16 protein-coding genes are annotated in these 20,660 nt (G+C 66.5%); 9 read left to right on the forward strand and 7 right to left on the reverse strand.

Annotated elements, in window-relative coordinates:
* The first annotated feature begins 156 nt into the window (after positions 1-156).
* Positions 157-2,958 (forward strand): TonB-dependent receptor, encoded by a 2,802-nt coding sequence (locus NMP03_RS03710; protein WP_256507995.1) that lies wholly within the window; start codon positions 157-159, stop codon positions 2,956-2,958.
* An 87-nt stretch (positions 2,959-3,045) separates the two neighbouring features.
* Complete coding sequence (locus tag NMP03_RS03715) at positions 3,046-4,347, forward strand: spinster family MFS transporter (protein WP_256507191.1); 1,302 nt, start codon at positions 3,046-3,048, stop codon at positions 4,345-4,347.
* A 156-nt stretch (positions 4,348-4,503) separates the two neighbouring features.
* On the opposite strand, the gene NMP03_RS03720 is transcribed toward NMP03_RS03715, so the two are convergent.
* Entirely contained in the window at positions 4,504-5,460 is a 957-nt protein-coding gene (locus NMP03_RS03720) for an NAD(P)H-dependent flavin oxidoreductase (RefSeq protein ID WP_256507192.1), read from the reverse strand.
* Positions 5,461-5,861: 401 nt separating this feature from the next.
* Here NMP03_RS03720 and NMP03_RS03725 point away from each other — a divergent pair, with 401 nt between their 5' ends.
* Positions 5,862-6,206: a UrcA family protein gene (locus NMP03_RS03725; RefSeq protein ID WP_256507193.1), complete on the forward strand. Its 345-nt coding sequence runs from the start codon at positions 5,862-5,864 to the stop codon at positions 6,204-6,206.
* 46 nt (positions 6,207-6,252) lie between these two features.
* Here the strand turns inward: NMP03_RS03725 and NMP03_RS03730 are convergent, their stop codons facing one another.
* The 5 genes from NMP03_RS03730 to NMP03_RS03750 all read right to left on the reverse strand — a co-directional run bounded on the left by NMP03_RS03730 (position 6,253) and on the right by NMP03_RS03750 (position 12,201).
* Positions 6,253-6,762, reverse strand: a complete 510-nt coding sequence (locus NMP03_RS03730; protein WP_256507194.1) for a RidA family protein — start codon at positions 6,760-6,762, stop codon at positions 6,253-6,255.
* A 32-nt stretch (positions 6,763-6,794) separates the two neighbouring features.
* On the reverse strand, positions 6,795-9,452 hold the full coding sequence (locus tag NMP03_RS03735; RefSeq protein ID WP_256507195.1) for a TonB-dependent receptor plug domain-containing protein: 2,658 nt from the start codon (positions 9,450-9,452) through the stop codon (positions 6,795-6,797).
* A gap of 68 nt (positions 9,453-9,520) precedes the next feature.
* Positions 9,521-10,087 carry a GNAT family N-acetyltransferase gene (locus tag NMP03_RS03740; protein WP_256507196.1) on the reverse strand — a complete coding sequence of 189 codons (567 nt, stop codon included), beginning with the start codon at positions 10,085-10,087 and terminating at the stop codon, positions 9,521-9,523.
* A complete protein-coding gene (locus NMP03_RS03745; RefSeq protein ID WP_256507197.1) occupies positions 10,084-11,616 on the reverse strand; it encodes a flavin monoamine oxidase family protein in 1,533 nt (510 codons plus the stop codon). The genes NMP03_RS03740 and NMP03_RS03745 overlap by 4 nt, the downstream gene beginning before the upstream one ends.
* A 333-nt stretch (positions 11,617-11,949) precedes the next feature.
* Entirely contained in the window at positions 11,950-12,201 is a 252-nt protein-coding gene (locus tag NMP03_RS03750; RefSeq protein WP_256507198.1) for a UvrB/UvrC motif-containing protein, read from the reverse strand.
* Positions 12,202-12,385: 184 nt separating this feature from the next.
* Here NMP03_RS03750 and NMP03_RS03755 point away from each other — a divergent pair, with 184 nt between their 5' ends.
* The 6 genes from NMP03_RS03755 to NMP03_RS03780 all read left to right on the forward strand — a co-directional run bounded on the left by NMP03_RS03755 (position 12,386) and on the right by NMP03_RS03780 (position 18,228).
* Complete coding sequence (locus NMP03_RS03755) at positions 12,386-13,048, forward strand: SRPBCC family protein (protein ID WP_256507199.1); 663 nt, start codon at positions 12,386-12,388, stop codon at positions 13,046-13,048.
* Positions 13,048-14,232, forward strand: coding sequence for a zinc-dependent alcohol dehydrogenase (locus NMP03_RS03760; RefSeq protein WP_256507200.1), 1,185 nt, complete (start codon positions 13,048-13,050; stop codon positions 14,230-14,232). Before NMP03_RS03755 ends, NMP03_RS03760 begins: the two co-directional genes overlap by 1 nt.
* A gap of 4 nt (positions 14,233-14,236) precedes the next feature.
* On the forward strand, positions 14,237-15,007 hold the full coding sequence (locus NMP03_RS03765) for an SDR family NAD(P)-dependent oxidoreductase (protein ID WP_256507201.1): 771 nt from the start codon (positions 14,237-14,239) through the stop codon (positions 15,005-15,007).
* A 114-nt stretch (positions 15,008-15,121) separates the two neighbouring features.
* Complete coding sequence (locus NMP03_RS03770) at positions 15,122-15,862, forward strand: class I SAM-dependent methyltransferase (protein ID WP_256507202.1); 741 nt, start codon at positions 15,122-15,124, stop codon at positions 15,860-15,862.
* A gap of 58 nt (positions 15,863-15,920) precedes the next feature.
* The gene (locus NMP03_RS03775) at positions 15,921-16,778 is read left to right on the forward strand and encodes a DUF4886 domain-containing protein (RefSeq protein WP_256507203.1); all 858 of its coding nucleotides are present in this window, start codon (positions 15,921-15,923) and stop codon (positions 16,776-16,778) included.
* Between the two features lie 112 nt (positions 16,779-16,890).
* A complete protein-coding gene (locus tag NMP03_RS03780) occupies positions 16,891-18,228 on the forward strand; it encodes an MFS transporter (RefSeq protein ID WP_256507204.1) in 1,338 nt (445 codons plus the stop codon).
* Here the strand turns inward: NMP03_RS03780 and NMP03_RS03785 are convergent.
* The gene (locus NMP03_RS03785; RefSeq protein ID WP_256507205.1) at positions 18,225-20,513 is read right to left on the reverse strand and encodes a glycoside hydrolase family 3 N-terminal domain-containing protein; all 2,289 of its coding nucleotides are present in this window, start codon (positions 20,511-20,513) and stop codon (positions 18,225-18,227) included. The genes NMP03_RS03780 and NMP03_RS03785 overlap by 4 nt on opposite strands.
* Between the last annotated feature and the right edge of the window lie 147 nt (positions 20,514-20,660).

The following is a 20,660-nucleotide window of genomic DNA, read 5'->3' on the forward strand; positions in this document are numbered from 1 at the left end:
TGGGGTATGGTGCGTTGCGGCGATGGTAATTCCGCAACATACCCTTGGGAATGGTCGCGCTAACGCTAATCATCGTCTTGACGCTCGGCTTCAGCTGGGCTTAATTCGAGCTAACGGTATGCATCGAACGACAGATGCAACCGATCGGAGGAGATGATGATGAAACGGCAGCTGCTCACCGCCTGTGCGGTCCCCGCGCTCGTCCTGGCATTCGCCAATCCGGCCGTCGCGCAGGACGCCGGGGCGACCGCGACCGAGGCTGGCTCGACCACGCAGGACGAGGATCCTTCGCAGGATACTAGCCGCGACATCGTCATCACCGCACAAGGCCGCGCGCAGGCGCTCGCCGACGTGCCGATCGCGGTTTCTGCGGTAACCTCCGAAAGCCTATTGCTGTCGGGCGCCAATGACATTCGCCAGCTCAACCAACTCGCGCCGTCGTTGCTGGTGTCCTCGACCGGGTCCGAAGCCAATGGTTCGGCGCGTATCCGCGGCATCGGCACCGTCGGCGACAATCCGGGCCTCGAAAGCTCGGTCGTCACCTTCATCGACGGCGTCTACCGCTCGCGCTCGGGCATCGGCCTCAACGAGCTCGGCGAGATCGACCGGATCGAGGTGCTGCGCGGACCGCAGGGAACGCTAGGCGGGCGCAACTCGTCGGCGGGCCTCATCAGCATCGTCAGCAAACGCCCCGAGTTCGAATTCGGCGGCAATGCCGAGGTGACCTATGGCAATTATGATTTCTGGCGGCTTGCCGGCAGCCTGACCGGTCCGATCACCCAGACGCTCGCCGCCCGGGTCGATGGCGTGTTCGTCAAGCGCGACGGTTTCTATAACGATCCGGCGAACGGCACGACGATCAACGATCGCGATCGCTACTTCGTTCGCGGCCAGTTGCTGTTCCAGCCTACCTCGGACATCGATTTCCGGCTCATCGGCGATTACAGCAAGCGCGACGAAAATTGCTGCGCCGCGACCTATGTCGACAGCTCGGTCAATCCGTTCATCGGCAACCTCAACAATCCCGCCACCCCGATCACCACCGGGCTGCCGCGCGGTAACAACATCATCAACGTGCTGACCGCGCTCGGCCAGAACCCCGCAGCGTTCAACCAGGGCTATAGCCGCGACGTATCGGTGACGCCGGGTCGCGATTATGGCAGCGCATCGGAAGACTGGGGCGTGTCGGGCCAGCTCGACTGGCGCTTCGGCGACGTCTCGCTGACCTCGATCACCGCCTATCGCACCTATTATAATTCGCAAGGGTCGGACGTCGACTACGGCACCCCCGATTTGCTTTACAACGCCAGCGGCGACGGCAATTCGCGGCTGTTCAAGACCTTCACGCAGGAGCTGCGGCTGCAGGGCAGCCTGTTCGACGACAAGCTCGACTGGCTGGTCGGCGGCTTCTTCCTCGACGAAAAGATCCGGGTGAACAGCAACCTGCGCTTCGGTCGGCAATATGGTCAGTTCGCTGCTTGCCGGATCATCACCGGTGGCGCGCTTGCGGCACTATATTCGCCGACCAGCCCCGGCTGCGTCGCCCCCGGCATCGGCCCGGCGACGCTCACCGCCGCAGGCAGCCGCGACATCGCCGCGGGCTTTGCGCGGCTGAGCACGCTCAGCGACCTCGGTTCGGCGGGCGAAACCTATCGCCAGGACACGCGCAGCTTCGCCGCGTTTACCCACAACATCGTCCACCTCACCGACACGCTCGATCTGACGTTGGGGCTTCGCTACACCGACGAGCGCAAGCGCTTCTCGGCGTCGTTCAACAACGACAATACCGTCTGCACCTTCCTACAATCGACGGTGTCGGACGAAGCTTTCGGCCCGACCTCGACCGCCACGCAGCGCGCGCTTGGCCAGGCGCTGCTCGGGCTTGGCTGCCAGGGCAACTCGACCGCCGAGTTGAACGGCGTCAGCGTCGAAGACGAGCGCAACGAAAGCGAATTCACCGGCACCGCGGTATTGTCGTGGAAGGCCACCGACGATCTGCTGCTGTATGGCAGCTTCACGCGCGGCTATAAGGCGGGCGGTTTCAACCTCGATCGATCGGCACTCAAACTTCCGGTGCAAACCTTCGCCTCGCTGGGCGGCGTGCAGGCGCTTACCGGCAACCTTCAGTTCGACCCCGAGACGGTGAACGCCTTCGAGGTCGGCGCGAAATATTCGACCGGTCCGTTCAGCCTTTCGGTCGCGGGCTTCCGCCAGGAGTTCAAAAACTTCCAGCTCAACACCTTCGACGGTACCGTCTTCATCGTTCAGAACGTCAACGGCTGCACCGAAGAGCTGAACGGTGCCGATCGCGACCAGAGCAAGTTCACCGCCGCTGCCAATTACAGCGCCACCGCCGCGGCGACCGGCGCGTGCGACACCGACAATCTGGGCTATGGGGTGCTCGCACAGGGCGTCGAGCTCGAGGCGCAACTCGCGCCGATCCGCGATCTGCGTATCGCGGTGGGGCTGACCTATGCCGACACCAAGTTCCGTGACAACCTGGTCGGCAATGATCGCGGCCAGCCGCTCAACCAAGCGCTGCGCAAGCTGCCCGGCGACAATCTGTCGAACGCGCCCGAGATCGTCGCGACTTCGTCGGTCGCCTGGACCCCCGACATCGGCAGCAGCGGGCTGTCGGGTCTGTTCTATATCGATGGCCGCCTCTCGGACGATTACAACACCGGGTCGGACCTGTTCCCGCAAAAGGAACAGGACAGCTTCTTCCTGATCAACGCGCGCGTCGGCATTCGCGGGCCCGACCAGCGCTGGGCGGTCGAGCTCTGGGCGCAGAACCTGCTCGACAAGGATTATGCACAGGTCGCCTTCAACTCGCCGTTCCAGGAAGGCGCGGCCAACGCCGCGTTCCAGGATCCGCAATATCCCGGCGGGCGGCAGATCTTTTCGCAGTTCCTCGCCGAACCGCGGACCTATGGCGTGACGCTTCGCGGCAGCTTTTGAGCCCGCGTGACACCGGCGGTTCGGGGGAGCCGCCGGTGTCGAACCTCAGGGGGCAATCAAGCAGGGTGCGAGCAACAAGGACGACGCGTGACCGAACCCCAGACGCTGGCCGCGCATGCGATTGCCGATGAAAAGGCGATCCGCCGCCGCGGGCTGACGCTCGCGCTGCTCACCACCACCTATTTCTTCAGCTACATGGATCGCCAGATCCTCGCGATCCTGCAGGAGCTGATCAAGGCCGACCTGCAGCTAAGCGATACCCAGCTCGGCCTGTTGTCCGGCTTGGCGTTCGCCTTGTTCTACGCGACGCTCGGCATCCCAGTCGCGCGGCTGGCCGATCGGTTCAACCGCAAGAACATCGTCGCGCTGAGCCTTGCCGCATGGAGCGCGATGACCGCGGTCGGCGGGCTCGCGCAGAACTTTACCCAGTTGCTGCTCGCGCGGATCGGGGTGGGGATCGGCGAGGCGGGATCATCGCCGCCGAGCCATTCGATCATCGCCGATCTGTATCCGCCCGATCGCCGGGCGGGGGCGATGGGGGTGTTTTCGCTTGGCGTCGTGCTCGGCAGTGCGATCGGCACGTCGGTGGGCGGGCTGGTCGCCGCGGCGTTCGGCTGGCGCACCGCGATGTACGTCATCGGCATGCCCGGCGTGGTGCTCGCGCTGATCGTCTGGCTGTTCGTCGTCGAGCCGCGTCGCGGCCTGTCCGATCCCAACCGTGCGCCCGACGCTGCCAAGGAGCCGATGCCAAGCCTCGCACAAGGGTTCGCGTCGCTCGCCGCGTCGGGGCCGGCGCTGCACCTGGTGGCCGGCGTCACGCTGACCTCGATGATCGGCTATGGTCTTACCGCCTGGGGGCCAAGCTATATGCAGCGCTCGCTGGGGATCGGGGTGCGCGACATTTCGCTCTATGTCGCGCTGCCGGGAGGGCTGTTCGGCATCGCCTCGGCGGTGGGCGGCGGCAAGATCGCCGACTGGCTCGCGCGGCGGCATGGGCTGCACGCGCAGAGCACGATGGTCGCGGTGCTCAAGACGCTCGCGCTGCCCTTCACCTTGGGCTTCTTCCTGTTCGACCAGCCGGTGCTCGCGATCGGGTCCTATTTTCTCTATATCCTGTTCGCCAACAGCTATCTCGGGCCGACCTTCGCGCTGATCCAGGGGCTGGCGCCGCTGCGGCTGCGCGCCTTGTGGGCGGCGATCACCTTGCTGGTGATCAACCTGATCGGATTGGGTGCCGGGCCGACGCTGGTGGGGGTGATCAGCGATCTGTTGAAGCCGAGCTTCGGCGAGGATTCGCTGCGCTGGTCGATGATGTTGTTCGCCGCGGTGACGCCCTGGGCGATCTTCCATTATTGGCGCGCGGGGGTGTTGTTGAAGCGCGCGGGCTAAAAGCCCTCTCCCGTTTACGGGAGAGGGTTGGGTGAGGGCCTTCTTCTTCTGCCAGCGCTCGGCCGCCCACGGAAGATCCTCACCGCTGCGACTCGGCGCCGCAAGGGCTACCCCAAGTCTCGCCCCCTCTCCCGCAAGCGGGAGAGGCTACTCCAGTTATCCCAGCCGCGCCTTCGCCGCCGCATATTCCGCCGCCAGCCGCTCCACCCGCACCGCCACCGGCTCGACCCGGTCGACCGCGCCGATCCCCTGGCCCGATCCCCAGATGTCGCGCCACGCCTTGGCCTTGGTATTGCTGCCCGAGCCGAAGTTCATTGCCGAGGGATCGCTCGCGGGGAGATTATCGGGGTCGAGCCCCGCGGCCTCGATCGAGCTGCGCAAATAGTTGCCGTGGATGCCGGTGAACAAATTGGTGTAGACGATGTCGTGCGCATGGCCCTCGACGATGCCCTGTTTGTATTCGTCGGCGGCGCGCGCCTCGGTGGTCGCGATGAAGGGCGAGCCGATATAGGCGAGGTCGGCGCCCATCGCCTGCGCCGCGAGTACCGCGCCGCCATTGGCGATCGCCCCCGATAGCGCGATCGGCCCGTCGAACCAGGCGCGGACTTCCTGGGTGAAGGCGAAGGGGTTGAGCCGGCCGGCATGGCCGCCAGCACCAGCGCACACCAGGATCAGCCCGTCGGCGCCCTTTTCTACCGCCTTGTGCGCGAACCGGTCGTCGATCACGTCGTGGAGCGTGATCCCGCCCCAGGCGTGGACCGCGGTGTTGAGTTCGGCGCGCGCGCCGAGCGAGGTGATGACGATCGGCACCTGCCATTTGGCGCAGGTTTCGAGATCGGCCTCGAGCCGGTCGTTGGACTTGTGGACGATCTGGTTGACCGCGAACGGCGCGGCGGGGCGGTCGGGATGCTCGCGGTTCCACGCCGACAGCGCCTCGGTGATCTGGTGGAGCCACTCGTTCAGCTCGCTTTGCGGCCGCGCGTTGAGCGCGGGGAACGATCCGACGATCCCCGCTTTGCACTGTGCGATAACGAGCTCGGGACCCGAGATGATGAAGAGCGGCGAGCCGATGATCGGCAGTGCCAGGCGATCGAAGAGCGGGGGTAGGGCCATGGCGCCGAACATAGCCATGGTGGGTTTCATCGCGCAACTGGAATGAAGGGGAGGGGGTGCGCTGAATTGGTTTGGACGGCTCATCGCCCCCCCGGCCGCCGTTCCTGCAATCCTCGCCCGCCAGGGGGAAGGGACCGCCGCGTAGCGGTGGTGCAGGGGGCAGACTCGAGCGGCCCGATGGTGATCCGCCCCCTCCGTCAGCCCTTCGGGCTGCCACCTCCCCCTGGCGGGGGAGGATGACGCTCTACCGTCACCTTGGCCTTTGCCGGGATTTACGGCCGCCTGCACGCCATGCCCTATGCTGCACCGCCTAGTTGAAGCCGCCCCGCGGCGAGCGTACATCCGCCCATGACGGCAACGACCGTCGGACGGCCGGCAACGTCCGGCCTGGCAGGAGAGCAATGATGATCCGCAGGAAACTGACCGTCGCGTTTCTCGCGACGATGGTGGCATTTCCCGCCACCGCCTTTGCCGTCGACAACGATACCGCGCTTATCCGCGGCGGCGCCAATACCGTGACGCGGGCGCTGACGGTGCGCACCAACGATCTGAACCTCGACGACCCGCGCGGGCGTGCCGCGGTCGAGCAGCGCGTCCGGCTCGCCGCGCAACAGGCGTGCGGCCGCGTCGATATGTACGGCCTTCGTCCGCCCGCCGATTACCGTCGCTGCCTCGACCAGTCGGTGTCGAACGCGTTGGCGCAGGTCACCACGACCGGCGGTGCAGCCCTGGGCGGCGCCAACTGACCAGAGCGGTGGTCCCGTCCGACGGGACCACAGCGTCGGTTGACGGCTATTTTGCCGGCATCTTCGCCGCGGTCGCTTCTATCTCGACCAGGAAATTGGGGCCGGCCAGCCCCGCCACCTGCACCGTCGATCGCGCGACGGTATTGGGGTTTTCGGCCGTTCCGAAGAACTGCTTGAACCCTTCGTTCATCCCCGCAAAGTCCATCTTGCCGTCGGTGCGCGCCGGGTCGGCGGTGACGAACACCGTCAGCTTGATGACGTCGGACATCGCATAGCCCTTCGACGCCAGGATTGCCTTGATCTTGTTGAGGATGCTGATGGTCTGTGTCTTGGTGTCGCCGAACGATTCCCAGCTCGTCGGCGGTTGCGACGGGTCGATCGCTGCGGGCAGTTGCCCCGACAAGACCAGCGTCTCGGCGCCCGGCGGCACCGTCACCGCCTGGAGGATCAGCGAGGGTGTCGTCCCCGGATTTTGGTGCCGCACCACCTGGGCCCCGGCGGGAGCGGCGAGCGCCCCCGCCAGTAGCAGTCCCGCCGCAATCGTTCGAAGTGTCATGTCCCTCTTCTCCCCGCTAATCGTGTTCGTCATCAGAATTTGGTCGCTGCGCGAAAATACCAGAAGCCGCCGTTGAAGCCATAAGGCGCATCGTCGGGATAGACCGAACCGCTCACCGTTCCCCCGGTCGCGGCATACCAATTCTGGTTGGCCTGGCCGGTCGCGCGGAAGTTCTTGTCGGGATAATTGTCGAAGATGTTCTCGCCGCCCACCGCCAGCCGGATCTGGTCGTTGAGTTCGAACCCGACTTCGAGATCGAAGGTGACGTCGTCGCCGAAGGTCTTGTTACCACCGTCGGCGGTTGCGGCGTAGCTGGTGAACTTGCCCCAGTAACTGGCGCGCGCGGTGACGCTCAGCCGGTCGAGCGACCAGTTTTCGGTGAGGTTGCCGCGCCATTTCGAGTTGAGATTCTCGATATTGCCCACGCGTACAGCGTCGATCACCGCGGTCTGGGTGCCGAGCAAATTGACCGTGTCGATCCCGGTCACCTCGGTGTCATTGTAGTTGACCGCCAGGATCGTGTTGAACCGCCCGAAATCGGTCGAAGCGGTGTGGTTCGCCACCAGATCGACGCCTTGTGTGCGGGTATCGAACGAGTTGGTGAAGTAGCGCAGCCGCCCCAGCGTCTCGGCATTCTGCACCCCGGCGTCGCGCAGGGCCTGGCGCCGCGCCGCGGTGTCGATCTCGATATTGCCGGTCAGGCCGATGCGGTCGGTCACCTCGATCTGATAGGCATCGAGCGTGATCGAGAACGACGCGGTGGGAGTGATGACGATCCCCGCCGAATAGTTCTTCGACTTTTCGGGCCGCAGCGAGGTCGCCCCGAACACCTGCGCAGCGGCGGTCGTCACCGGCAGGATCGCGCTTTCGATCGGGTTTGCGCCGGTGAAGGCGGTTGCGACGTTGGTGGTGAACAACTGTCCCGGCGTCGGTGCGCGGAAGCCCGTGCTGGCGGCGCCGCGGACCGCGAAGGCGGGGGTGAATTCGTACCGCCCCGTCGCCTTCCAGTTGGTGGTCGATCCGAAATCGCTGAACTCCTCGTGCCGGATCGCCCCCGACAGCGACAGGCCGGCGACGATGTCGGCCTCGACTTCGGCGTAGAAGGCGTAGCTCGTGCGATCCTGGTCGATCGTCGAATCGGGGCCATAGCCGGGGAAGCCGTTCGACCCCACTTGCTGCGCGGTGTTGACGAAGCGGGTGCCGTCCGCGCGCTGGACCGTCTGCAACCCGAAATTGCCGAACGCATAGGATGCCGGATCGCCGAGCAGGATCGCATAGGCTTCGCGGCGATGCTCGGCGCCCGCCGCGATCGTCAGCGGCGAGGCGAGGCCGATATCGGTCTCATAAGCGAAATCGGCGTTGAAGTTGGTTTCGCGTTGCTGGAGCGATCCCATGTAGAAGGCGGTCGGGGAGGTCGGCCCCATCGACGGATTGAGCGTGTTGGTCATCCGATAGTCGATCTGGTTCTGACCATAGGATGCGCTGACGTCGTAGCTCAGCCCCGTCAGCACCTCGCCTTTCAACCCGCCGACGATCGAATAGTCGGTCACCTTGCCGAAGAAGCGCGGGGCGAACCCCAGCGGGTACAGGCTGTTGAAGTTGAAGGTCCGCCCGGTGGCGCTGTACACCGGCCGCCCGCGCGCATCGAACTGCCCTGGGATCGCATCGGTGAACAACGTCGTGAAGATGCCCCCCGCCGCGCCGAAGGTCTGGTTGCCGGTGCCCGCGGCATTGCGACCGGTCGAGCTCACCGGCTGGCGATAGTTGAAGTCGCCCTCCTGTCGCGAAACGCCGTAATTGCCGAAGGCGTAGACTTCGGTGCCTTCGGCGACTTCGAGGCCGGCATTGACGAACAGCCGGGCAGCCTCGACCTGCGGATCGCCGAACAGCTGCACCGGGTCACGGAGTCCGTCATAGGTGCCGGGAAATTGCGCCTGCAACGCCACCACGCCGGGGCGCTGCACCCCGCGGCTGGTCTGCTTCGAATCGATATATTCGCCGCTGACGTTGAAGAAGCCCGCATCGGTGAGCGGCAGCCCGACATTCGCCGCGATCTGGACGTTCTCGCCATCGCCTTCATAGAATTGGCCATAGCGGGCGGTGAGTTCGATCCCCTCGCGGTTCCGCTTGAGGCCGTAGTTGATGACGCCAGCGATCGCGTCCGAGCCATATTGCGCCGCCGCGCCGTCGCGCAGCACTTCGATCCGCTCGACCGCGATCGTCGGGATCTGTGCGAGGTCGACGCCCTGCGAACCCGCCGCCAGCGCGCCGCCGCCGATCTGCACCAGCGCCGCGCGATGGCGGCGCTTGCCGTTGACCAGGACCAGGATCTGGTCGGGTGGCAGGCCGCGCAGCGTCGGCGGTCGAACGAAGGTCGATCCGTCGGAAATCGCGAACCGGCCGACGTTGAACGAGGGCACCAGGTTGCGCAGGATGTTGTTCATGTCGCCCGACGCTTGGGTCTGCAGCGTCTCGGCGGTGAAGACATCGACCGGCGCGGCCGATTCGAGCACGGTGCGGTCGGTGCGCCGCGTGCCGGTGACGATGATCTCCCCCTGCGCATTCGCCGCGGCGGGTGGATCGACCACCGAGCTTTCCTCGACCGGCGGCGTTTGTGCTTGTCCATGCGCCACCCCGGCGCAGAGCGACGTCGCGAGTGCGACGATCGAAATCGACGATATGCTCTTCATTCCCAAAGCCCCCCAAAGATATCCCGGCTTGCGCCTTCGCAGGGCCTCTCCGCCTTTTCTGTTCTCGGTTACGCCGACAGATGCTTGTGCATGGGTACGAACACGACGGTGGCGTCACCCACCGTCACAAGGGTTTCGGGCGCGGCGACGAAGCCGCGCTCGCGATAGAAATCGACTCCCGACAGCGTCGCCATCAGCTCGACCGCGGTGAAGCCGGCGGCGCGCGCCGCCTCCTCGCCGGCGCGCAGGATCGCGCTGCCGACGCCGCGGCGGGCGAAGGCAGCGGCTACGAACATCGCGCGGATCTTTGCGCGGCTGGTTGCCGGATCGAGCAGATCGTCGGCGCGCCCGATGAAGCGGTCGCTGCCGAACAGCTTGCCGCGCCGGCTCCAGCCGCCGCAGCCCGCCATCGCGCCATCGATCTCGGCGACGAAATAGGTGCCATCGGTCACCAGCACGCTGTCGACCCCGAACACCCCGTCGATCGCCGCCGCCAGCGCGCGGTGGTCATAATAGCCGCTGCCGAGCGTGCGCGCCGATGCCTCGATCAGTGTCGCCATCGCGGGCACGTCGGCGGGAGTCGCTTGCCTGATGCTGATCGCGTCGGACGGGCGCGACAAACTGGCGGTCGTCACGCTGCGATGCGCGTCGGCTGGGTCACCGCGTCGGCGCGCTGCAGGTTCGCCAGATCGGCGACCGCGCCGTGCGCCGACTGGATCGCGCCCTCCTGCCACCCCGGCGTCTGGCTGAGCGCGGCGCCGGCGAAGATCACGCGGCCCGCGGGCTGGTTGAGCAGGCGGTACGGATCGGTATCGATCGTCCCCTCCTGCCGCCCGGCCATGCCGGCATACCAATTGGGCCAGGGTCCCAGGCTGTAGGGGATCTTGTTCCAATTGACCGCGACGCCGTTGGCGCATTCGCCGCCGTGCCCCGGATGCAGCTTCTCGACCACCGCGCGCGCACGCTCGACCTGTTCGGCGATCGGCAGCTGGGCGAAGCGCGCCGCGCGTTCGCCCGAGGAATAGCAGGCGAGCAGCATCCCGCGCGGGCTGAACAGCCCGGCGCTGGGATACCAGACCAGCGAGGTATCGCCGCCGACGAAGCTGATCCCGCCGAAGATCTGGTCCTTTTCCCAGAAGCGCGGCGCGTCGAACGCCACCTTGTTCGAATGATCATAGACGACGTTCTTGATTGCCTGCGCGACCGGTGGGGCGAAGTCGCAATCGACCTTCGCCAGCACGGGGAAGGGGATGGTGCAGACCATGTAATCGGCCGAGAGCGAGCGCATCGCGCCGGTGCGCGTGTCCTTGAACGCCACCTCGACCTTGCGATCGCCGTTGCGGACGCGCTGGACGTCGGCGTTGAGGATCACCGGGCGCTTGAGGGCGCGCTGGAAGCCCGCGGCGATCCGGTCCATCCCGCCGACCGGCTGGAACATCGTCGCCTGCATATAGACATTGTCCTCGAACAGCGTCGCAGGGAGCTGTTCGTTGGCGAGCAGGTCGCGCAGCGGCACCGCCTCGGGCGGTGCGGCGAAGGATCGCACCCCGGCATCGGGATAGGTCTTGAACCCCGATCGCAGCGTGCCCTTGAACCCGCCCTTGTCGTCGAGATCGCCATAGGTCTTGAGGAACGGCAGCAGCGCCGCCTTGTCCTCGGGGGTCAGCGACTGGTCTAGCGCGCCCTGGTTCACCGCCTTGGTGAGCAGTTCGGCGATATGCCCGCGGGTGTCGTTGATCGCGACGCGCATCCGCTGCTTCCGCCCGTCGCCGCCCATGATGTAGGCGCCGCGGCTCGAATTGATCTCGACCTCGAGCGGAACGCCCAATTTGCCGCAATAGCCGAGCAGCCGCTCGTGGAAGCTGGGGATGCGCGCCGGTCCGGCGTTGAAATAGGCGCCTTCGGAGAAGCGAGCGACCTGGTCGGCCTCGCCGTTCATCACGATGCGGTCGCCGTCGCGGACGGTCCAGCTGCGGCCGCCAACGCGGTTGCGCGCTTCTAGAACATGGACGGTATAGCCCGCTTGTTGCAGCTCATACGCGGCGGTCAAGCCGGCGATCCCGGCGCCTAGCACCACGACCGACTTGCCCGATCCGAAGTTCCTGGGCAGCGACGGCAAGCTTTGGGCGGCGGCGATATTGCCGAACAGTCCCAACGCCTGCATCGCGCTCGCCGCGGCTGCAGTACCGCCTACATTCCCGATATGCTGTAACAGGCTACGACGTGAAATGCTCAAGACATGCCCCCCGGCTGTCCCGCACCTGATCGATGCGGGTGGTGGTGTTCAGGGGCCTTCGATTCGTCCGCTATTGGACGTCTCGGACATACACTCTCCCGATGAGCAAAGCACAACGCGCCTGCTCTTGTCTGGAACCCGTCAAATCATGACCGGGACATGACAACGTATATTCGGGGCGCTGACAAGAAGGAAAATTGCTGCAGAGCAAAGTTTTTCGATCGATCGTTGCAATGTGACGATTTGGTCACACTGGCGGCGTCACTCAGGCCGCTTGCGCTGCGATCTGCCGCTGGTCATCGGGTCGGGTCGGGGCGGGGGCTTCCATCCGGGGGGCGGGGTCGGGCGGCTGCGGCTGCTGCCAAGCCCCATCGCGCCGGGCTGCTGGCGGGTCAGCCCCGAGGTGTCGGCTTTTGCCGCCTGGTCGGCGTCGGCGCCGCCGCGCATCAGGTTGAGCTGGTCGCGCAGGCGTCGCGCCTCCTCGAAGTCGAGCGCCTCCGCCGCTTGCGCCATACGGTGTTCGATCGAAGCAATCGTGTCTGCCATCGCTGCGTAACGCCCGACCTGCCGAAACGACGCAACCGATCGGCGCAAGTTCGCCCAGCGTAACGACTATCTTTCCCCGGCGCGGCAACTCCCAGCAGCGGGGCACGTTTCCTCTGCAACTTTCCCCCACCATCGCAGCGGAGAAAAAACGATGCGCAAAACTTCCCAGTCGCCATCTGCCGGGGTGCCATCCACCGGCGTCATCGCTGCCGGCTTAGGCCTCCTGGCAGTTGCCGGGGTTGCCGCCGTCGCAGCGACGCGCCCACGCAAGCCGCCGCACGGTGGCGAGGACAGCGCGCCTGGCCGCACCGCGCGCCGCAGCAGCTTCGGCGACTATACCGTGGTCGGCAAGACGGTGACGATCTCGAAGCCGTCGCGCGCCGAGCTCTATGCCTTCTGGCGTGACTTCACCAACTTGCCCGCCTTCATGGAAAATCTCGATTCGGTCGAGCTGACCGGCGGCAAGCAGTCGCGCTGGACGATCAAGGCGCCCGGCGGCACCGTCACGGTCGACAGCGAAATCGCGCAGGAGCGCGAGGGCGAGCTGATCGCCTGGCGGTCGGTCGAAGGGTCGGAGATCGACACCGAGGGACGCGTAACCTTCCGCGACGCCCCCGGCGGGCGCGGCACCCAGGTGGCGTTGATCGTGGCGTACAAGGCGCCGTTCGGCACCGCGGGCCGGCTGGTCGCTAAGCTGTTCCAGCGCGAACCCAACATTCAGGCACGGCGCGACCTTCGCCGCTTCAAGAGCCTGATGGAAACCGGCGAAATCGCCACGTCCGACAACCGTCTCAACATCGAGGAGGCCGCCTGATGCGCGCGCTTACATTCCACGGCACGCAGGACGTGCGAGTCGACACCCATCCCGACCCCGAGATCGTCAATCCGCGCGACGCGATCATCCAGATCACCTCGACCGCAATCTGCGGCTCGGACCTGCATCTGTATGACGGCGTGATCCCTGCGGTGATGAAGGGCGACATTCTGGGTCATGAATTCATGGGCCGGGTGATCGAGACCGGTCCGCAATCGACGCTGCGCAAGGGTCAGCGCGTGGTGGTGCCCTTCACCATCTCGTGCGGCTCGTGCTTCTTCTGCGGCCAGCAGCAGTTCAGCGCGTGCGACAATTCGAACCCGGTCGAAAAGCGCGACATGTCCGAGCAGCTCTACGGCACGCCGATGAGCGGGCTGTTCGGCTATTCGCACCTCACCGGCGGCTATCCCGGCGGCCAGGCCGAATATGTCCGCGTCCCCTATAGCGATGTCGGCCCGATCGTGATCGAGGACGACAGCCTAGACGACGACAAGGTGCTGTTCCTGTCGGACATCCTGCCCACCGGCTGGATGGCGGCGGAAAATGCCGAGATCACCAATGGCGATACCGTCGCGGTGTGGGGCGCAGGGCCGGTCGGGCTGTTCGCGGCGCAAAGCGCGCTGCTGATGGGCGCGCACAAGGTGATCGTGATCGATCATTATCCCAACCGGCTGAAGCTAGCCAAGGGGCTGGGCTGCGACGTGATCAACTTCCGCGAAAGCAATGTCCGCGAAGCGCTGATGGAGATGACCGGCGGGATCGGTCCCGACGCGGTGATCGATGCGGTCGGCATGGAATCGCACGGGTTCAGCTTCGACAACATGATGGACATCGCCAAGCAGACGGTGGGCATCGGTGCCGATCGCGCTTCGGCGCTCAAGCAGGCGATCCTGGCGGTGCGCAAGGGCGGACGCGTTTCGATCCCCGGCGTCTATGGCGGGATGACCGACAAATTCCCGCTCGGCGCGCTGATGGAGAAGGGGCTGAGCGTGAAGGCCGGCCAGACGCATACCCAGAAGTATATGGAGCAGCTGCTGGGGATGATCACCGATGGCAAGATCGACACGACCTTCCTGATCTCGCATCGCCTGCCGCTCGAACAAGCGGCCGAGGGCTATCGCAACTTCAAGTCGAAGCAGGACGAGTTCACCAAGGTGATTCTCAAGCCTGGCATGGGAGCCTAAAGGCATGGCGAACAAACTCGCAGTCATCACCGGCGCATCGACCGGTATCGGCCTCGAACTCGCCAAGATCGCGGCGGACGAAGGCTATGACCTGCTGGTCGTCGCCGACGAGCCGCAGATCGATGCCGCGGCGGGCGAATTGCGCGGTCGCGGCGTCGACGTCCAGTCGGTCGAGGCCGATCTTGCGACCTTCGAGGGCAACGACGCGCTGCTGGCGGCTACCGATGGTCGCCCTATCGATATCCTCATCGCCAATGCAGGGCGCGGCCTCGGCCATGCGTTCGTCGAGCAAGCGCCGGCCGATTGGCGGCGCGTGATCGACACCAACGTCACCGGCACCACCTATCTGTTGCAAAAGACCGCGCAGGCGATGGTCGCGCGCGGCGAGGGACGGATCCTGATCGTCGGATCGATCGCCGGGCTGATCCCCGGCAGCTTCCAGGCGGTGTATAACGGCACCAAGGCGTATCTCGACAGCTTCGCCTACGCGTTGCGCGACGAACTCAAGGATACCGGGGTGCAGGTGACCGTGCTGATGCCCGGCCCCACCGATACCGAATTCTTCCGCCGCGCGAACATGCTCGACACCCCGGTCGGCAAGGACGACGGCAAGGAAGACCCTGCCAAGACCGCGCAAAATGGTTGGAAGGCGATGATGGACGGGTCGGCGCATGTCGTTTCGGGCACCAAGAACAAGATCCAGGCGGCGCTTTCGCACATCACCCCCGACAGCGTGCTCGCGGGCCAGCATCGCAAGATGGCCGAACCCGAATAACCGATGACGCCCGAGCCGCGATTGCGGCTTCGGCTTTGGCGGTGCAGGATCGGGACTGCAACCAGGTTGAGGGTGGGGATGATCCGTGCTGCGTTTTTGGGGTTTGCTGCGATCGTGGCTGCGCCTGTCGCGGCGCAACAGGACAGCGTCCCCTATGTCCCGACGCCGCAAGCGATCGTCGAAGGCATGCTCGATCTCGCCGAGGTCGGACCTGCCGACAATCTTATAGATCTTGGATCGGGCGACGGGCGGATCGTCATCGCCGCCGCACGCCGGGGTGCGAGCGCATTGGGGATCGATCGAAGCTCGCCGCTCGTCGCGCGCGCGCGAATGCTGGCGCGCGGGGAGGAACTGCCCGGACGGACGCGCTTCGAGCAAGGCGATCTGTTCGAAGCGCGTATCCGCGATGCCAGCGTCGTCACCCTGTATCTGCTGCCGACGGTCAACGTCGCGCTTCGCCCCAAGCTGGTCAACGAATTGCGTCCCGGTACGCGCATCGTCAGCCACGCGTTCGACATGGCCGAATGGTCGCCCGACGGGCATCGGGTGGTCGAGGAAAGGAACCTCTATCTTTGGATCGTTCCCGCGACGGTCGGCGGCACCTGGCGGCTGACGATGCCGGGTGGGCGCAGTGGCACGCTGGCGTTCGAGCAGCGTTTCCAGCGGATCAGCGGCACGCTCGACGGGGCGTCGATCGGCCGGCCAACGTTGCGCGGTACCCGGGTGAGCTTCGTCGCGGCGACGCCCGGGGGCCAGCGTCTGTACCAGGGGATCGTCGGTGACCGGTCGATCGAACCCGACCCCGCCGCGCCCGCCGACGCCGCGACCGGCTGGCAGGCGGTGCGATCCGATTGAACCCCTCGGTTCGAAACGAACGGTTACTGCTGGGTTCGCAAGGTTCTAGGGTGGTCGCATGAAATCATTGCTAGCCCTCGCGATCGTCCTTGCCACGCCGGCACAAGCCGAAACGATCCTCTTCGTGGGCAACAGCTTCACCTATGGCGCCGAATCGCCGGTCCATCGCTACCGCCCCGACAGTGTCACCGATCTTAACCGGGAGGGCGTCGGGGGTGTTCCCGCGCTGTTCGCAGCCTTCGCCGAACAGGCGGGGTTCGATTATGACGTCCATCTCGAGACCGGCGGCGGGCGCAGCCTCGCCTGGCATCTTGCCGAACGCCGCGAAGCGATCGATCGCCGCTGGGACCATGTCGTGCTGCAGGAATACAGCACGCTCGACGCGACGCGTCCCGGCGATGCAACGCGCTACATCGCCGCCTCGCGCGCGCTCACCGCGCTGTTTCGCCAGCGCAACCCGCGCGTCGCGGTGCGCCTCAATGCCACGTGGAGCCGGCCCGACCTTACCTATCGCCCAGGCAGCCGCTGGTCGGGTAAGGCGATCGCCTCGATGGCGAACGACGTCCGCGCCGCTGCCGACCGGGCGCAGGCAGCGACCCCCGAAATCACCGACGTCGCGCCGGTGGGACAGGCCTTCACCTGCGCGATCCGCGCCGGGATTGCCGACGCCGATCCCTATAACGGGATCGATGCGGGCAAGGTCGGGCTGTGGGCGGCCGACCGGTATCACGGCAGCATGTACGGCTATTATCTCGAGGCACTGGTGTTGTTCGGCCAGATCACCCGCCACGATCCGCGCTCGCTGGGCCGCGACGAACGCGCGGCACGCGACTTGGGGATTGCGCCCGAACAGGCCGGCGCGCTGCAGGCGATCGCGGCCGAGACGCTCAAGTCCGACGGCGGATGCGGAGCCTGACCTTCGCATCAACTCCGTTCGTTTCGGGCGAAGTTGAGAAACCGCCGCGAGCATGGGCATCCCGATTTCTCGACTTCGCTCGGAATGAACGGTTGGACGGGCTCTCATCACGATGACCGCTGTTGCCGCTCCTCTTCGTCCCGGCATCCCCCGGCTGCTGCTGTTCGGCTCGGGCGATTTCGCCTTCAACCTCTATTGGCAGAGCGTTACGCTCTATCTGTTGTTCTTCTACACCGACACGCTCGGGCTGCCCCCGGCGACTGCGGGGCTGGTGTACATGGCGGGGGCGATCTGGGACGGGGTTGCCGACCTGATCGTCGGGATCGCCGCCGAACGGTCGCGCCGCGGCTATCGGCGCTTCGTCGTGCTGGGGGCGGTGCCGCTCGGGCTGTCGTTTCCGCTGCTCTACCTGCTGCCGCCGTTCAACGGGGCGCCGCTGGTGGCGCTTTCGATCGGTGCGCAGCTAGCGTTCCGGACGCTCTACGCGGTCACCAACGTGCCTTATGCCGCGTGGAGCACGCGGGTGAGCGACGACAGCCGCGACCGGACGCTGATTGCCGGCTTCCGGCTGCTGTTCGGCGCGGCGGCGGCGGCGGTCGTGGCGCTCGGCACGCCGTGGCTGCTCGCGCGGACCGGGGCGGGGGGCCACGCGCTGGTCGCTGCCTTGTTCGCCGCGGTCGCCACCCCGTTGCTGCTGATCGTCGGTGTTGCGACCCGGCAGGCGACGCGGATCGCGCCTGCGATCAACCAGGCGTCAGTGACGTGCAACCTGGCTGCGCTCGCCCGCAACCGTGCCTTCGTGACGCTGGGCATCGCCATGACCGCGGCGGCGATCGCGGGCGCGATCCTCAACCAGTCGGTGCTCTATTATTTCCGCCACGTCGCTGGTGACCCGGCGGGCGGCCCCGCCACCTTTGCCGCGATGGCCGCCGCAGGGGTGCTGGCGGTCCCCGTCTGGACCGCGATCACCGTGCGGATCGGCGCGCGCGCCGCCTGGGTCGTCGCGGCGACGCTCGGGCTGGTGGCGCTCGCGATCTTCGCGGTTTCCGGGCCGCAGGCGATCTGGTTGGCCAGGCCCTTCCTGATCGCGATGCAGGTAGTGCTTACCGGGCTCGGCCTTGCCGGTTGGGCGATGCTGCCGAACACCGTCGATTATGGCGAGGCGCGCGGCGGGCTTCGCGTCGAGGCGACCGCGTTCGGCGTTTCGGCGCTGTTGCAAAAGCTCGCGCTCGCCGCCGCGGCGATGCTGCTCGGCGGGGTCTACACGCTGCTTGGCTATGACGGCAGCGTCGCCCCCGACGCGGCGGCACGCGAGGGGATACGCTGGCTGATGATCGCCGCCCCCGCCGCCGGGCTGGTCCTGTCGATCGCGGCGATGCTCGCCAACCCGCTGCCGCGCGGGCGGCACGCCGCGATCATCGAGGAACTGGCGGCGGGGCGCCCGGCTTAGGCGAGGGTGAACTCGCCGCTCACGCCTTCGGCCTCGGCGGAAGGGGCGATCCACAGGCGGAACTTGCCCGGTTCGACGGTGGGTTTCAGATCCTGCCCAATGAAGGTCAGGTCGCCGCGTGCCAACGTGAATTCGACCGTTTCGCTCGCGCCGGCCGCGACGCGCACCTTGCGGAACGCCTTTAGCTCGCGGACCGGGCGGGTGATGCTGGCCGTAACGTCCTGGACGTAGAGCTGGATGACTTCGTCGGCTGCGCGCGAGCCGCTGTTGGTCACCGTCGCGCGGACGGTGAGCTTCCCCCCCGACGCCAGCACGCCGTCGCCCGTATCGAGCGCCGAATAGGCGATCCGGCCATAGGTAAGCCCATGCCCGAACGGGTAGAGCGCGCCGCCCGGCACGTCCATATAGCGCGCCTTGAATGCGACGCGATCGCCCGGCGGGTTGGGACGCCCGGTATTCTTGTGCGCGTAATAATAAGGTGCCTGGCCGCTGCTGTGCGGAAAGCTCACCGGCAACCGTGCCGAGGGTGCGACCGCGCCGAACAGGATGTCGGCGGTCGCCGGACCCGATTCCGATCCCAGGAACCACGTCGCCAGGATCGCCGGCGCGTCCTTCACCGCGCCATCAAGCGCCAATGCGCGACCGTGGCGCAGCAGCACCACCATCGGCTTGCCCACCGCCGCGACGGCTTCTGCGAGTGCCATTTGCGGCGCGGGGATGGTGATGTCGGTGCGCGATTGCGCTTCGCCCGACATCGTCTGCGCTTCGCCCACCGCGAGTACGACGATGTCCGCCGCGCGCGCCGCCGCCGCCGCGGCTTCGATCCCGCCGGGCAGCGGCTCGAGGATTCCCGAGCCGTCGGTCGCGGTCACCATCGACGCGTCGCGCAGGGCGGCGCGGACGCCGGTGAGCAGATCGACCGCATCGGCGTCGGTGCCATAGACGTTCCACGGCCCGATCAGCTCGCGCTTGCCCTGCACGAACGGCCCGATCAGCGCGATCCTTTTGCCGCTGCGGGGCAGGGGGAGCAGGTCGCCTTCGTTCTTGAGCAGGACGATCGACTTGGCCCCCGCCTCGCGCGCCACCTTGCGGTGCGCCGGCGTGCCGATCCGCGTGCGTTCGCGCCGCACGTCGATCCGGCGGAAGGGATCGTCGAACAGCCCCAGCATCACCTTCATCGCCAGCACGCGCCGCACCGCCTCGTCGAGCCGCGCCATCGGCACGTCGCCCTTGGCGACCAGGTCGGGCAAGTGGTTGATGTAGAAGCTCGACTGCATGCACATGTCGACGCCCGCCAGGAAGGCGAGCTTGGTCGCCTCGCGCTCATCGGCGGCGAAACCGTGTGCGATGAGCTCCATGTCGCCGGTATAGTCCGACACCACGACGCCATCGAAGCCCCATTCGGTCCGCAGCACATCGGTGAGCAGCCAGTGGTTGGCGGTCGCGGGGACGCCCGACAATTCGTTGAACGCCGCCATCGTCGTGCCCGCACCCGCCGCGAACGCCGACTGGAAGGGCGGGAAATAGATTTCGCGCAGCGTCCGCTCGGATACGTCGACGGTGTTGTAGTCGAGCCCGCCCTCGGCCGCGCCATAGGCGGCGAAATGCTTGGCGCAAGCGACCATCGCGTCGGCCGCCTTCAGCCCCTTGCGTCCCTGGAAGCCACGCACCCGCGCTTCGGCCATGATCCGCCCGAGCAGCACGTCTTCGCCCGCGCCTTCGATCCCGCGACCCCAGCGCGGGTCGCGCGCGACATCGACCATCGGCGCGAAGTTCCAGTCGATCCCCGCCGCGGTCGCCTCGACCGCCGCGACGCGCGCGGTGCGCTCGGCGAGATCGGCATCGAAGCTGCCCGCTTCGGCAAGCGGCATCGGGAACACGGTGCGGAAGCCGTGGATGACGTCGGCCGCGAACACCAGGGGCAGCTTGAGCCGTGCCTCGCGCATCGCCACCAGCTGCATCTGCCGCGCCATTTCGGCGCCGTTGCCGTTGAACACGCCCCCGAGCCGGCCTTGGCGGACCTCGGCAAGCTGGCCTTCGAAATTGGTCTGCGCGCCGGCGGGGTTGAGCGCGGTCGCCGCGCTGCCGGCCCAGGCGGCAGCATTGAGCGTCAGCTGGCCTGCCTTTTCGACCACGGTCATCTGCGACAGCAGCGACTCGACGCTGGTGGGAAGCGCGTTTTTGGCGGCTTGCGCCAGCAGCGCACGCGCTGGAGAGGCCGCCCAAGCGGTCACCGCGCCCGCGCCCAGCAACATGGCGCGTCTCGAAATCGCGGGTGTTTTCATCGGCATGATCCTCTCTCGGTGCCCCGTCGCAGCGGGGCGTCATCAATCGTGTTGATGCCCGTTGTAGATTGATGTAACCGGTTACATCAAGGGTGATCGGCAGGCCAACGTGCCTGCCGACAATGTCCGCGAGAAGATGACCCTGTT

The organism is Sphingomonas qomolangmaensis (assembly GCF_024496245.1).
GTDB classification, from domain to species: Bacteria; Pseudomonadota; Alphaproteobacteria; order Sphingomonadales; family Sphingomonadaceae; genus Sphingomonas; species Sphingomonas qomolangmaensis.

Coding starts and splice junctions, on each gene's coding strand:
- NMP03_RS03710 (WP_256507995.1), top strand. CDS start 157: ATGATGAAACGGCAGCTGCTCACCGCCTGTGCGGTCCCCGCGCTCGTC.
- NMP03_RS03720 (WP_256507192.1), bottom strand. CDS start 5,460: ATGGCCCTACCCCCGCTCTTCGATCGCCTGGCACTGCCGATCATCGGC.
- NMP03_RS03725 (WP_256507193.1), top strand. CDS start 5,862: ATGATGATCCGCAGGAAACTGACCGTCGCGTTTCTCGCGACGATGGTG.
- NMP03_RS03730 (WP_256507194.1), bottom strand. CDS start 6,762: ATGACACTTCGAACGATTGCGGCGGGACTGCTACTGGCGGGGGCGCTC.
- NMP03_RS03735 (WP_256507195.1), bottom strand. CDS start 9,452: ATGAAGAGCATATCGTCGATTTCGATCGTCGCACTCGCGACGTCGCTC.
- NMP03_RS03745 (WP_256507197.1), bottom strand. CDS start 11,616: ATGCAGGCGTTGGGACTGTTCGGCAATATCGCCGCCGCCCAAAGCTTG.
- NMP03_RS03750 (WP_256507198.1), bottom strand. CDS start 12,201: ATGGCGCAAGCGGCGGAGGCGCTCGACTTCGAGGAGGCGCGACGCCTG.
- NMP03_RS03755 (WP_256507199.1), top strand. CDS start 12,386: ATGCGCAAAACTTCCCAGTCGCCATCTGCCGGGGTGCCATCCACCGGC.
- NMP03_RS03760 (WP_256507200.1), top strand. CDS start 13,048: ATGCGCGCGCTTACATTCCACGGCACGCAGGACGTGCGAGTCGACACC.
- NMP03_RS03765 (WP_256507201.1), top strand. CDS start 14,237: ATGGCGAACAAACTCGCAGTCATCACCGGCGCATCGACCGGTATCGGC.
- NMP03_RS03775 (WP_256507203.1), top strand. CDS start 15,921: ATGAAATCATTGCTAGCCCTCGCGATCGTCCTTGCCACGCCGGCACAA.
- NMP03_RS03780 (WP_256507204.1), top strand. CDS start 16,891: ATGACCGCTGTTGCCGCTCCTCTTCGTCCCGGCATCCCCCGGCTGCTG.
- NMP03_RS03785 (WP_256507205.1), bottom strand. CDS start 20,513: ATGAAAACACCCGCGATTTCGAGACGCGCCATGTTGCTGGGCGCGGGC.